Genomic DNA, 12,817 nt, shown 5'->3' with positions numbered 1-12,817 from the left:
ATAACCAAAAAGCTGAATATTTGCTTAACCCATGCCATGACAAATTTCCATCGGCAAGCGGGCGACAGGGCGTTATAATATCCACCATACTTTAAACACTATGGAGCGGCGCCTCATGTCATGGCTTTCTAACAAACCTATTCCTGTTAATGAACGACTCATCGTTGCTTTGGATGTCCCTGATATTCCACAGGCTAAAGCGTTAGTCACGCTATTAGGCGACAGCGTTATTTTCTACAAAATTGGACTTGAGTTATTCATGTCTGGTGATTATTTTGAGCTAATCGACTGGCTCAATGAACAAAATAAACGCATCTTTGTTGATCTCAAATTTTTTGATGTGCCTGCAACAGTTGGTCGTGCTGTTAAACAGCTTAGCGATAAGAAAGTTGATTTTGTCACCATACACGGCAACAACGCCATTATGCAGGCTGCCGCCGAGCAAAAAGGCCAGCTGAAAGTTCTTGCTGTTACCGTCTTAACCAGTTTAGATAGGGGCGACCTAGATGACTTAGGGTTTAAATGCGATGTTGAAGAACTCGTCACCTCACGCGCCAAACGAGCTATTGAACTGGGTTGTGATGGTGTTATTTCTTCTGGACTAGAAGCCCCAGGACTACGGGACTCATTAGGTCCAAACTTCTTGGTTGTTTCGCCTGGTATTCGACCCGTCGATAATAAGCCAGATGACGACCAAAAACGAGTCGTCAGCGTTGAACAAGCCTTTTATAATGGAGCCGACCATATTGTAGTTGGGCGACCTATTCGTGATGCTCGAGATCCCAAGCAGGCTGCCTTAGATATACAAAAAAGTATTCGTCATGTATTTAGTGAAAATTTATCAGGAGATCATAATGATTAAGGACTTAAACAGTTTCACTCAACCTATATCAAAACTTGTTGAATTAAATACTCATCACTTCGACACCCTCATGGACGCTCAAAAAAAAGCAGCCGAAGATTATAAAAAACTTGTTCAGCAACGCATGCAAACTGCAACAAAAATTAAAGACCCTATTGCATTAGCTAGTTTTGTCACCGATCAAATGGCACTCGCCCAAAGTAACTATGAAAAAATGGTAGATAACAGCCGTGTTATGTTTGAAACCATGACAGGCTATAACGCTGAAGTAATTAAACTTTTTCAGGAAAGCACCGTTCAGCTAAAAAAAGAAATTGATAAAGAAACAAAAAAATAGCCTGATTATTTTTTGTTTCTTTAATTAACTATTGTTAGCTACCTTTTATTAGGGTTGAAGCACCTCACAAAACAAATGTTGCGCCGCAATAAATTTTACTTTAAACTGGCCTTTCTAACCTTTGTTTTAAATTAGATTTACTCAACCTTATTTGGAGAAATTTCATGAACGACTTTAATGCTTTTGCAGCCCCTATCACTAAATTAATTGAATTAAACAAAACTCATTTTAAAAAAATGGCCGCGGCACAACAAGAAGCTGCTAAAAACTATGCCGAATTAGCTGAAGCCCGCATCAAAGCAGCAACTAACATTAATAATCCTGAGGCACTTAATGCTTTTGCCAAAGAGCAAGTCGAACTCGCTCAATCAAGCCTTGAAAAATTTGTTGCTGATAGCAAATCTTTATTCGAAGACACGAAAGCTTATAACGAGCAAGTACTTAACATTGTTAAAGAAAGCGCAGCGGCTCTAACACCAAAAAAATAAACATCAAATTAAGTCTATGTTGGAAACCACTACCACTCGGTAGTGGTTTTTTTATAGTTGAAACATTATTAAAATAGAAACACGCTGCCATAAAAGTTAAACTAGCCTTATCAACGAATAACACTCATTCGTCACCAAACAACTTAATTCTATAAGGGGATTTCAAATGGCTTTAATTTCTCTACGCCAACTACTCGACCACGCTGCTGAAAACAACTACGGCGTACCAGCTTTTAATGCCAATAACATGGAACAGGTTCATGCTGTTATGCAAGCAGCAGACGCAACTAATAGTCCTGTTATTATTCAAGGTTCTGCCGGGGCAAGAAAATATGCTGGTTCAGCATTTCTAAAACACCTAATTCTCGCTGCGGTTGAACAGTACCCACACATTCCTGTGGTTTTTCACCAAGATCACGGCACCAGCCCTGCCATCTGCCAACGCTCTATTCAGTTAGGTTTTACCTCTGTCATGATGGATGGTTCTTTAGAAGCTGACGGCAAAACACCCAGTAGTTATGAATATAATGTTGAGGTTACTAGGAAAACAGTTGAAATGTCGCACGCTTGTGGTGTGTCTGTTGAAGGTGAGCTCGGTTGTCTCGGTTCTCTTGAAACTGGTGAAGCAGGTGAAGAAGATGGAGTTGGCGCCTCTGGCGTTTTAACACACGAACAAATGCTAACCGACCCTGAGGAAGCTGCTGATTTTGTTAAAAAAACGGGGGTTGATGCATTGGCTATCGCCATTGGCACCAGTCATGGTGCCTATAAGTTTACCAAACCCCCAACTGGCGATACTTTAGCTATTCAACGCATAAAAGAGATCCACGCAAGACTGCCTAATACTCACCTTGTAATGCATGGTTCTTCATCGGTTCCTCAAGATTGGCTAAAAATTGTCAATGATTTTGGCGGCGACCTTGGTGAAACCTATGGCGTACCAGTTAATGAAATCCAACAGGGCATCAAGTATGGTGTACGAAAAGTGAATATCGACACCGATTTACGCTTAGCTAGTACTGGTTCTATCAGGCGGCACTTAGCAGAAAACCCCAAAAACTTTGACCCTAGAAAGTTCCTAGCTGTATCAACCGACGCAATGCAACGTATATGCGAAGATCGTATGGACGCGTTTGGAACATCTGGACAGGCAAGCAGTATTAAACCCATTAACCTAGAAGAAATGGTACTTCGTTACGACTCTGGCGAACTCAACCAAGTAGTTAAGTAATTAAAGCCTTTCAACTCAGGAGGCAGGCTCTAATTATAAGCTTCACCTCGGCTTATTAAACAATCAGGTTAGCACCACGGCAGTGTTTGCTAATCTGGTTGTCGTAACTTTTTAAATTATTACTCACCAATAACCCAGTTATAGCATTCATTCAGAGCGCCCCTACTTTCAATTGGGTTATGTAAAATACCCTGCTTTTGCTAATATCTAGCTACCTAACACTAAAACTTTATCAGAGTTTATTTATTACGTTTATGTACAAACCCCTTTAGCCTATCGGTTATGCTTAACCCCTCACGCATAAAATACGTTTTTATTTTTCTTGCTGTGTCTGTACTTTCAGGCTGCACACCAGCGCCTTCATCATTAGAAAAAGTACTTAACCGTGGTGAGCTTGTTGTTCTGACGCGAATAGATCCATCAACGTATATCATTGACGAAGCCGGAACCCATGGTTTTGAGTATGAATTAACATCACTGTTTGCGGAAAAGCTCGGTGTTAATATACGCTTCATTATTGCAAAAGAATTTCAACAATTGGTGCAATTATCAACTGAGGATGAGGCTGATTTTGTAGCTGCTGGACTAAGTATCACCCCAGACAGAAAAAAACGCTTACATTTCACGCCGCCTTATTACGAAGTCACGCAACAGCTTGTATATCATTATCGAACGCGTCGCCCTAAGTCCGTGGCGAAACTGAGCGGTTCTTTTTTAGAAGTTATTGCCAACACCAGTCATGCCGAAAACTTACGTAGCATTCAAAAAACACATAAAAACCTGTCTTGGATAGAAAGCACCGATTCAACTGTTCTAGAGTTAGTTTCTCTAGTGAACGATCATATACTTGACTACACCGTCGTCGACTCCAATCAATTTCAACTCATTCGCGGTCAATTTCCCAACTTAAACGTTGCTTTTGATATTTCAAAACCTGAAAAAATAGCGTGGGCTTTTCCTCTTGGTGAAGACCACAGCTTATATAATGAAGCGGTTAAATTTCTCGCAGAACTTAAATCCACCGGTGTCTTAGAGCAGCTACAAGACAAGCACTTCGGCTATTCTAAACAATTAGATTACGTTGGAATTTGTACCTTCTGGCACCATGCTGACACTCGGCTCCCTAAGCTCATTAAGTCTTTTCATTTAGCTGCAAAAAAATATAATCTTGACTGGAAATTACTAGCGGCTGTTGCCTATCAAGAGTCTCACTGGAACAAACACGCTGTTTCGCCAACGGGTGTTCGCGGCATTATGATGCTGACTAAAGCCACTGCCAAACAAATGAACGTAACTAATCGATTAGACCCCGAGCAAAGCATTGAAGGCGGCGCACATTATTTATCAACTCGAATAAAAAAAATCCCTAAACGGATCGAAGAACCCGACAGAACATGGATGGCCTTGGCCGCTTATAATATTGGTTTTGGCCACTTAGAAGATGCGCGCATATTGACCCAACAACAAGGCGGCGACCCAGACAAATGGATTGATGTAAAACAGCGACTACCACTACTTGCTGAAAAGGAGTGGTATCAAAAAACAAAATACGGCTACGCACGTGGTAAAGAACCCGTCACCTATATTGATAATGTTCGCCAATATATCAAAATGCTTAAAAAACTTGAGCCTAACTCATTAAGTGATGAACAAAACAAAATTGATACCGACGCCACACTAAATATCGAGTTACAAGCGCTGTAACTCTCTTTTCATCCAATTTAAACCGTACTCAAAAACCTTTTCTTTCTCTGGTTCATGATGAAGTTCATGATAAAAACCTTGCCAGATCTTCAAACGGCATTGCTGACCGACGCGCTCAGAAAATATGGTACTCGCTGTATGACTTGTGATCGCATCAGCATCACCGTGCATCAACAAGACTGGAAAGTCCACTTCTGAGGCTTTTCGTAACAGTTGCTCGCCCTCACTTAGCATTTGAATGCCTAATCGAGCTGAAATCCGGTGATGAATTAAAGAATCTTCCGCTCGGCTTTTCAATATCTCTTTATCCCGACATAAGGCGACTTCGTTTATCTCGTTCGATAACGATAAAGTTGGCCACCCTGTTTGCACAAGTCGACCCAATAGTAATTTCCATTTAGCTGGCTCAAATGCAGGTTTAAACAAGGGTGAACTCAACACGACGCCTTTGAAACCAATTGGATGTGACAGCGCATATTGAATGCTCAGTGTTGCACCCAAGCTGTGACCGTAGATAAACCAGGGCTTGGCAACGTCAATATTTGATACTTCATCTATAAAACACTTAATATCCCGTATCATTTGTTGAAAATCAGCACTATGACCACGTTGACCACCAGACTTTCCATGCCCTCGCAAATCAAACGAAACAATCTCAACACCACAGGATGTATAGTATTCAACCATGTCTTTGTAGCGACCACTATGCTCGCCCAAACCATGAATTAAACACACCGTCATTATCGGCTCAACATCAGGCTGCCACCTAACGGCATGCATAGGCATTCCATCGTTAGCAAGCCACCTCTTTTCACTGTATTTTGCCATTATTTTCCTTGCGCTATAATCAACACAGTTGAAATAACATAGTAAGCCATCGTGATTAAGCTGATAACTGCCTTAACATTTCCTATAGCCCTTTCATTTACGCCTTTTTTTAAAAAAAGCGCTTAATAACTCAGAACACTCCTTTGCCAGCACGCCCCCTGTCCATTCAACATGATGGTTTGCATAACTAGCTTTAGTGAGTGATAGCGCACTACAAACAGCCCCCCTTTTTTCATCTAACGCACCAAACACAATGCGTTTAATTCGCGCATGTTGAATAGCCCCCAAACACATCACGCAAGGTTCAAGAGTGACAAAAAGGGTTGTATCAACAAGGCGGTAATTATCAAGTTGCAGACCAGCGTCACGAATAGCCACTATTTCAGCATGTGCAGTTGGGTCATTATTCTTTATAGGCAGGTTATAACCTTCAGAAATACACTCATTATCTTTGACGATAATTGCACCGACAGGTACTTCACCAACTTCTTCTGCTTTATGCGCTAAATTGATCGCTCTGCGCATCCAAGCCTCATCATTCATAAGCATTATTTATTCAGCAAAGGCCACATTGTTTCGTCCTGAATGTTTCACTGTATACATCGCTTTATCTGCCTTTTGTGTTAACACATCAATATCTGCGCCATCGTCTGGATAAAATGCAACGCCAATACTGGCACCAATCTGACAACTATCACCGTTGACCATTATGCTGTTAGAAACTGATTGAATAATATTCTCGGCAAGACTCCTTACCCCCTCATCATCCACTTGCCCTTCAAGTAACACAATAAATTCATCGCCACCAATACGAAAAACACTGTCAGATTTCCTAATGCAAGCAGCAATTCGATTCGCCGTTGTTTGCAACACCGTATCGCCAACACCGTGCCCATAGGTATCGTTAATAGGTTTAAATTGATCTAAATCGATATACAGTATCGCCAGTCTCGTTTTATTTCTTTGCGCAATACTAAGCGCATGTTCCGCCAACTCATAAAACACAATACGATTGGGCAATCCCGTTAACTCGTCTTTATGTGCTTGCTCAATAAGAATGGCTTCAGCTGCTTTCCTTTCCGATATATCTCTAATGGCAGCCGTAACTTCTACATTTTTGCCGTTCTCACTCAACGCGGTTTGCATCACAATGTCTGCGACTAAAATACTATCATCACTTTTTAGCAATCGCACCTCACACCGACTAGTAGGTAAACGGCCTGTCTTATCAACTGCCTCCAATATTTCCGAAAAAACAGCTTTCGATTCTTTTACAAAAAACAAACTCGCTGGCTTTAAAAGGTAATGTTGTTGGTTGAAGCCAAGTAATTCAACCACAGACCCACTAACAAAAGTGGTCAGCGCTGTTTTAACATCAACCCCAATCACAATATCTGTCGTTTTTTCCATCAGATTATCGTAATAGTCTTCTCTACGAATAAGTCTTATTGTAGCAATACAAAAGCAAACAAAAATAAGTAAAACTGTCGCTGTTTGAATACTTCTTAAAAAAAATGTCTCAGCCTTAGCCTCTTCTTCTAAACTAATGGTTAGTTCATTCATCAAGCTCAATAGTTCTTCATCATGCTTAGCCAAGTCCTTCATCATCTGGTGGGAAAATGATGCTGAAACTGCTTGAGATGATAGAAAATAGCTTAATTCCTCATGCAATGGTCGCCAAATATACTGAGCGTCAAATAAGCGTTCTCTAGCATCTTCATCAACCAGCTTGTCAATAAATATGACCTCACCTGAAGCCGCTGTAGCCGTACCACCTTCACTAAAAGCATTTAATGTTTCATCAAATAAGGCAACTGCTTTAGCCAGTTTATCCATATCACCCAGAGGAACTGTCTGATGCTGCGATGAATTATGAATAAGAGACGCTAACTTTATAATTTTCTGCGATAACATCCGCTGTCGACCCGCGATATTGATGTTCTTAGCAGATACTTCAATTTGAGCAGTAACATAGTAGTTAATCGCCAACAACGCAAAATCTAAAAGCATGACCAACACTAATGGAAGCAACACTAACTTGTACTTTAGGAGCGTTTGATTCATATGTAACTAACCTACCACATCACTAACATAACCACTATAAATGCTACCAGTTTTATGTAAATCGAGCAGTTAGGCCGTTACTCTCATTCACTCATCGCCCAGAGAATCTTCTTATGCCATGCTACTAATAGTACGCCGAAAGCGTGATAGCGAAAGTGAAAACAGCACGACTCCGATCGCCGTAATGGCAAGAAATTGCGGCCAGACAGCGGCAAAACCAGCGCCACGATAGAGAATCGCCTGAGCAAGCATCACAAAGTGTGTATTCGGTGCAGCAAACATGACCAATTGAACTAGCTCCGGCATGCTCTCGCGCGGCGTCGAGCCACCGGAGAGCATCTGCAACGGCAGTAACACCGACATCAGTAGCAGAGCAAACTGTGGCATCGAACGGGCGACAGTGCCGAGGAAAATACCCATTGAGGTAGTCGCAAACAAATGCAATGCCGCGCCAACTAGGAATAACCCCAGTGAGCCTTGAATCGGCACCGACAGCCAGCCTTGCACAACCGCGGTTAATGCAAAGGCGGTAGCAACAAGTACAACCAGCCCCATTGCCCAGACCTTGCTGGTCATAATCTCAAAAGGCGTAACCGGCATTACCAGCAGGTGCTCGACGGTGCCGTGCTCGCGTTCGCGAATCAGCGCCGCGCCAGTAAGAACAATAGACAACATCGTCACGTTGTTGATGACCTGCATAATCGCACCAAACCACGACTTATTAAGCTGGGGATTGAATCGCGCCCGTAGCGCCAAGTCGACCGGCAACTCAGGCACCTCACGGTAGCGCTGCGCAAAGGTCTGTACTTCGTCAGCAACGATGGTTTGTATATATCGGCTACCGGTAAAGGCTTGGCTCATCCGCGTGGCATCAACATTAAGCTGAATCGTTGGCCGCCGCCCCGCTAGCACATCACGTTGAAAGTTCGGCGGAATATCCAGTGCAAAGGTGTCAAGGCCAGCATCCATGCGAGCATCCATCTGTGCTTGATCAATCACGTCAGGCGGAACAAAATACGGTGGGTAAAAAGCACTAACAATACGCCATGACAGCGGAGAGCGATCCTCGTTTACAACCGCAATCGGCGCCTTGTTGAGACTCTCCGGCATGGCCGTAGCGGCCGTGTAAACTGAAACGGTAAAGGCATAAACGATCAACACAAGCATAATCGGATCACGCACGACACTGCGCAACTCCTTAACACCAATGTGGAAAATATTAGCAAGACGCATGGACTATCGCTCCTGCTTCTTAAGCATTACGGCAGACAAGCCGATCAACACCGGCACAGCCAATACCAACGGAAGGAAAGACGCATGCAGGTCGGAAAAGTTCAACGCCTTTGAGAAAGTACCCCGTGCGATTGTTAAAAAATGAGTCGTTGGGTAAACCTCACCAATCATCCGCCCCATTCCTTCTAAAGATGACACTGGATCAATCATGCCCGAAAAATTGGCTGCTGGCAGGATGGTCAATACTGCAGTACCGAAGATTGCCGCAATCTGGCTGCGCATGAAAGTAGAGATCAGCAAACCCACCGCAGTTGCACAACCAACATAAAGCAGTGCCCCTATTGCTAAGGTCAGAAAGCTACCCTTCAGCGGCACACCGAAAACAGTCACCGCAAGCAGTGTCAGCAATAAAAAACTCAAAAAAGATAGCATCACATAAGGCAGCTGCTTACCCAGCAGAAATTCGAGCCGCGTTGTTGGGGTAACATAAAAATTGGTAATCGAGCCAAGCTCCTTCTCCCGGACCACGCTGAGCGCCGCGAGCATCGCCGGAATCAACATCAACAAAAGCGGAATAACAGCCGGCACCATAGCAACTAGGCTTTTAACATCTGGGTTATAACGGAACCGAGTCTCAATATTAACGAGACCTGCCAAAGCCTCAGCGTAGCCGGCTTCACGCGCCTTGGTCGCGAGCCACTGGGCATGAATCCCTTGCACATAACCTCGAGTAGTCTCACCTCGTGATGGCATCGCGCCATCAATCCAGGCACCAATCTCGACCTGTCGCCCCCTGGCGATGTCGCGCGCGAAGCCCTGCGGAATTTCAATGGCCAAACTGATATCGCCTTCGCGCATTCGCCGATCCAAATCGGCAACATTGGTAATCGGTGCTTGCTCAATGAAGTAGCGTGAGCCAGCAAGATTAAGTGTATAGTCGCGACTCATCGCCGTCTGATCTCGATCTAGCACCGCAAACGTAAGGTCCTCCACGTCTAGGCTGATGCCGTAGCCCATCACGAACATTAATATCACGCTACCGACCAATGCTAAGGTCAGCCGTATCGGATCACGGCGCAGCTCCAACCCTTCTCGTCGGGCATAACTGATCATCCGTCGAGAGTCGAACCAGCGCCGCCAACCCTTCGACTCAACGTGAGCTGTCGAGGCATTTATTGAATCGAGCGATGCTCTCTCATCTGCTTGTTTTTCAGCAGTTTCTGTCTCCGATGCTTCTTCTAAATGCGCCACAAACGCCTCTTCCAATGTCTCCACTCCCCGCTGCCTGATCAAAGCATCAGGCGTGTCAGTTACCAGCACCTGACCCGCATGCATCAGCGAAATACGGTCACAACGTTCAGCTTCGTTCATAAAATGGGTAGAAATAAAAATAGTCACACCATCATCACGCGACAGCTCAACCAACATACGCCAAAAAGCATCGCGCGCAACTGGGTCGACGCCCGAAGTCGGCTCATCGAGGATTAACATTTCTGGCTTGTGGATCATCGCCACCGCTAGCGATAAACGTTGCCTAAGACCAACAGGCAATCCACCCGGCAAACTATCCACTACGGTGGCTAGGTCAAAACGCTCAATCATGTCTTCCACACGTCGCGAAATATCAGCGGCGGGCACATGAAACAGCCGGGCATGCAGCGCTAAGTTCTGTCGTACCGTCAGCTCCGTGTACAGCGAAAAGAACTGTGACATATAACCAACGCGGCGGCGCGTTGCAAGATCGTGTGGGTCCACCTCTTGTCCAAACAGCCAAGCCCGGCCTTCGCTCGGCGGTAAAAGACCTGTCAACATCTTCATGGTCGTGGTCTTGCCGCAACCATTCGAACCTAGGAAGCCGAAAATCTCACCTCGTGGGACACGCAGGTTGACATGGTCTACCGCAGTAAAGTCACCAAATCGCATGGTCAAATCTTGCGCCTCAATCGCAGTATCCGCACCATCTTTCAGTCGCGGTGGTATGTCCACAGCACGATAGTTTCGTCGTTTGTCTTCTGGCAACAACTGGATAAATGCCGCCTCTAACGAATCCACTCCTTGACCCTGTAACAAGCCTTCGGGGCTATCACAAGCCAATACCTGGCCACCATACATCGCGGCTAACCAGTCGAAGCGAGCTGCCTCCTCCATATAGGCGGTTGCCACTAGCACACTCATGCCGGGGCGAGAGAAACGGATTCTGTCAATCAACTCCCAGAACTGGCGTCGTGAGAGCGGATCGACACCGGTAGTCGGCTCGTCAAGAATCAGGAGATCCGGGTCGTGAATCAATGCACAACAAAGGCCTAACTTCTGCTTCATTCCACCTGAAAGTTTACCTGCCGCTCTATCGAGAAACGACTTTAACCCTGTGGCTTCGGTTAACGCCTCGATTCGACGCGCCCTTTCGTCACCGTCATGCCCAAACAGACGACCAAAGAAGTCGAGGTTCTCACGTACTGACAGTGTCGCATAGAGGTTGCGCCCCAGGCCCTGTGGCATATAAGCAACCCGCGGCCCCACGCTTCGTCGGTGGCGCGCATTCGCCATATCACCGCTAAGTACCTCGACCTTACCATCTTGAACTGCGCGAGCGCCGGCAATCAGCGCCAACAAGCTCGATTTACCAACTCCATCTGGGCCAATCAACCCAGCCATACAACCGGCTGGAATATCAAGGTTAATGCCGTCAAGCGCATGCGCCTTCTTGTATCGTAAGGTGACGGCTTGCAAGCGGGCAACCGGTATAGCTAACTGATCGTGCTTATTCGTCTTTTCGCTGTTATTTTGATTCATTTTGGCAGCTTGACTTGCAGCTCAGGGGGCCAGCCTGCCTGCGAATCGAGCCGTACATAAGCCATACCGGGAAGGCCGGTTTTGACTTGGTAAAGATGTTTCCTGAGCAGTTGCGGGTCAATCTGCGCCTTAATTCTGAACATTAGCTTCTGACGCTCTTCTTCCGTTTCTACTGCCTTGGGAGTGAACTGCGCCACATCGGCAACAAAGGAAATCTTGGCTGGGACAACATATTGCAAAGCTGCATCTAGTACGAGCCTAGCCTCGGCACCTAAAGCGACACGTCCAGCTTGCTCGGTCGGTAAAAAGAAAGTCATATAAACATCTGCTAGATCGACCATGTTCAGCACCACGCCCCCCGGAGAAAGCACCTCGCCCGGCTGTGCAACACGGTATTGGATACGGCCATCACGCGGCGACTTCAGGACGCTGTCTTCGATATCTGCTTGAATGCGCTGGATGCCCGCTCGTACCGCTTCCACAGAAGCTTCTGCTCCAATAACATCAGATTTAGCTCGCCCTATAGCAGCTTGTGCGGCAGCCGCCTGAGCCTCAGCAGCACTTACGGCGGCCTTCGCGGCCTGAAAAGCGGCGCGGTCATCATCTTGCTGTGATACAGGCCCAGCCCCTTTCAATACTAACTCTTGCGAACGGATAAGGCGTTTCTTCGCGGCATCAAGCTCAGCCTTCCTCTGAGCAATCAATGCTTCGTTTGCCCGCTTCTCAGCTTCACGCTGGGTTACATGGCTTTGTGCGGTTTCAATGCCGATAAGTGCACGTCTCAGTTGCGCTTCTTCCTCGCGCAGTTGCGCCTCTAGAACCGCCACATCCATCCTTGCCAGTTGCTGCCCAGCTTGGACAAAATCACCTTCGTTAGCCAAAATATCCTTGACCCGACCTGCGGTCTTAGCCGCAACGTCTATCTCTACCGCTTCGATCCGCCCATTACCTGCAGCAAAACCTTCTGGCAAACCCTTTGCTTGTGCAAGCCACCACAGCCAAGCAGCTAGGCCAATAACAACCGTAACAACGAGGGCCTGCAAAATTCTTACTCTTACGGGCCATTTCAAGCTTGGTTTATGGCTGGACTTATTACTCATCTTTAAAACTCCTGCTGATCTTGTGGCATGTTGGCGTTACTTCACATAGCTTCCATAAAGGCCTGCATATATAAAGCTTTCTGCCAACCCTCGCTTATGTAGTGCTGTTCAATACAATGAGGGTGTAGCTATGGTCAAAATAGCATTTTTTTGCCACACGCTTTAAATAATATTAGG

11 protein-coding genes are annotated in these 12,817 nt (G+C 45.5%); 5 read left to right on the top strand and 6 right to left on the bottom strand.

Annotated features, from left to right (window positions below):
• Positions 1–115 precede the first annotated feature (115 nt).
• The 5 genes from pyrF (at position 116) to mltF (ending at position 4,622) form a co-directional block, all read left to right on the top strand.
• Entirely contained in the window at positions 116–862 is a 747-nt protein-coding gene (gene pyrF, locus KUG63_RS02495; RefSeq protein ID WP_020161898.1) for an orotidine-5'-phosphate decarboxylase, read from the top strand.
• On the top strand, positions 855–1,199 hold the full coding sequence (locus tag KUG63_RS02490) for a phasin family protein (RefSeq protein WP_015005434.1): 345 nt from the start codon (positions 855–857) through the stop codon (positions 1,197–1,199). Before pyrF ends, KUG63_RS02490 begins: the two co-directional genes overlap by 8 nt.
• Before the next feature lie 164 nt (positions 1,200–1,363).
• Entirely contained in the window at positions 1,364–1,687 is a 324-nt protein-coding gene (locus tag KUG63_RS02485) for a phasin family protein (protein ID WP_016389738.1), read from the top strand.
• 166 nt (positions 1,688–1,853) lie between these two features.
• Positions 1,854–2,918: a class II fructose-bisphosphate aldolase gene (gene fba, locus KUG63_RS02480; protein ID WP_015005433.1), complete on the top strand. Its 1,065-nt coding sequence runs from the start codon at positions 1,854–1,856 to the stop codon at positions 2,916–2,918.
• A 282-nt stretch (positions 2,919–3,200) separates the two neighbouring features.
• Entirely contained in the window at positions 3,201–4,622 is a 1,422-nt protein-coding gene (gene mltF, locus KUG63_RS02475; RefSeq protein WP_277642040.1) for a membrane-bound lytic murein transglycosylase MltF, read from the top strand.
• On the opposite strand, the gene KUG63_RS02470 is transcribed toward mltF, so the two are convergent.
• The 6 genes from KUG63_RS02470 to KUG63_RS02445 all read right to left on the bottom strand — a co-directional run bounded on the left by KUG63_RS02470 (position 4,608) and on the right by KUG63_RS02445 (position 12,640).
• Positions 4,608–5,450 (bottom strand): alpha/beta hydrolase, encoded by an 843-nt coding sequence (locus KUG63_RS02470; RefSeq protein ID WP_015005431.1) that lies wholly within the window; start codon positions 5,448–5,450, stop codon positions 4,608–4,610. The genes mltF and KUG63_RS02470 overlap by 15 nt on opposite strands.
• 93 nt (positions 5,451–5,543) lie before the next feature.
• Positions 5,544–5,999 (bottom strand): tRNA adenosine(34) deaminase TadA, encoded by a 456-nt coding sequence (gene tadA / locus KUG63_RS02465; protein WP_015005430.1) that lies wholly within the window; start codon positions 5,997–5,999, stop codon positions 5,544–5,546.
• A 3-nt stretch (positions 6,000–6,002) separates the two neighbouring features.
• Complete coding sequence (locus tag KUG63_RS02460) at positions 6,003–7,514, bottom strand: diguanylate cyclase domain-containing protein (RefSeq protein WP_020161896.1); 1,512 nt, start codon at positions 7,512–7,514, stop codon at positions 6,003–6,005.
• A gap of 111 nt (positions 7,515–7,625) precedes the next feature.
• Entirely contained in the window at positions 7,626–8,747 is a 1,122-nt protein-coding gene (locus tag KUG63_RS02455) for an ABC transporter permease (RefSeq protein WP_287553916.1), read from the bottom strand.
• Between the two features lie 3 nt (positions 8,748–8,750).
• Positions 8,751–11,540 carry a ribosome-associated ATPase/putative transporter RbbA gene (rbbA, locus tag KUG63_RS02450; RefSeq protein WP_020932894.1) on the bottom strand — a complete coding sequence of 930 codons (2,790 nt, stop codon included), beginning with the start codon at positions 11,538–11,540 and terminating at the stop codon, positions 8,751–8,753.
• Complete coding sequence (locus KUG63_RS02445; RefSeq protein ID WP_016389743.1) at positions 11,537–12,640, bottom strand: HlyD family secretion protein; 1,104 nt, start codon at positions 12,638–12,640, stop codon at positions 11,537–11,539. Before KUG63_RS02445 ends, rbbA begins: the two co-directional genes overlap by 4 nt.
• Positions 12,641–12,817 lie beyond the last annotated feature (177 nt).

Source organism: Cycloclasticus sp. (assembly GCF_019090545.1).
GTDB lineage: Bacteria > Pseudomonadota > Gammaproteobacteria > Methylococcales > Cycloclasticaceae > Cycloclasticus > Cycloclasticus pugetii.
This window is presented reverse-complemented; position numbering and strand designations above follow the sequence as displayed.

What these genes read in the sequence shown, in the direction of transcription:
- tadA (WP_015005430.1), bottom strand. Translation starts at nt 5,999, where the DNA reads ATGCTTATGAATGATGAGGCTTGGATGCGCAGAGCGATCAATTTAGCG.
- KUG63_RS02445 (WP_016389743.1), bottom strand. Translation starts at nt 12,640, where the DNA reads ATGAGTAATAAGTCCAGCCATAAACCAAGCTTGAAATGGCCCGTAAGA.
- KUG63_RS02455 (WP_287553916.1), bottom strand. Translation starts at nt 8,747, where the DNA reads ATGCGTCTTGCTAATATTTTCCACATTGGTGTTAAGGAGTTGCGCAGT.
- mltF (WP_277642040.1), top strand. Translation starts at nt 3,201, where the DNA reads ATGCTTAACCCCTCACGCATAAAATACGTTTTTATTTTTCTTGCTGTG.
- rbbA (WP_020932894.1), bottom strand. Translation starts at nt 11,540, where the DNA reads ATGAATCAAAATAACAGCGAAAAGACGAATAAGCACGATCAGTTAGCT.
- KUG63_RS02460 (WP_020161896.1), bottom strand. Translation starts at nt 7,514, where the DNA reads ATGAATCAAACGCTCCTAAAGTACAAGTTAGTGTTGCTTCCATTAGTG.
- pyrF (WP_020161898.1), top strand. Translation starts at nt 116, where the DNA reads ATGTCATGGCTTTCTAACAAACCTATTCCTGTTAATGAACGACTCATC.
- fba (WP_015005433.1), top strand. Translation starts at nt 1,854, where the DNA reads ATGGCTTTAATTTCTCTACGCCAACTACTCGACCACGCTGCTGAAAAC.
- KUG63_RS02485 (WP_016389738.1), top strand. Translation starts at nt 1,364, where the DNA reads ATGAACGACTTTAATGCTTTTGCAGCCCCTATCACTAAATTAATTGAA.
- KUG63_RS02490 (WP_015005434.1), top strand. Translation starts at nt 855, where the DNA reads ATGATTAAGGACTTAAACAGTTTCACTCAACCTATATCAAAACTTGTT.
- KUG63_RS02470 (WP_015005431.1), bottom strand. Translation starts at nt 5,450, where the DNA reads ATGGCAAAATACAGTGAAAAGAGGTGGCTTGCTAACGATGGAATGCCT.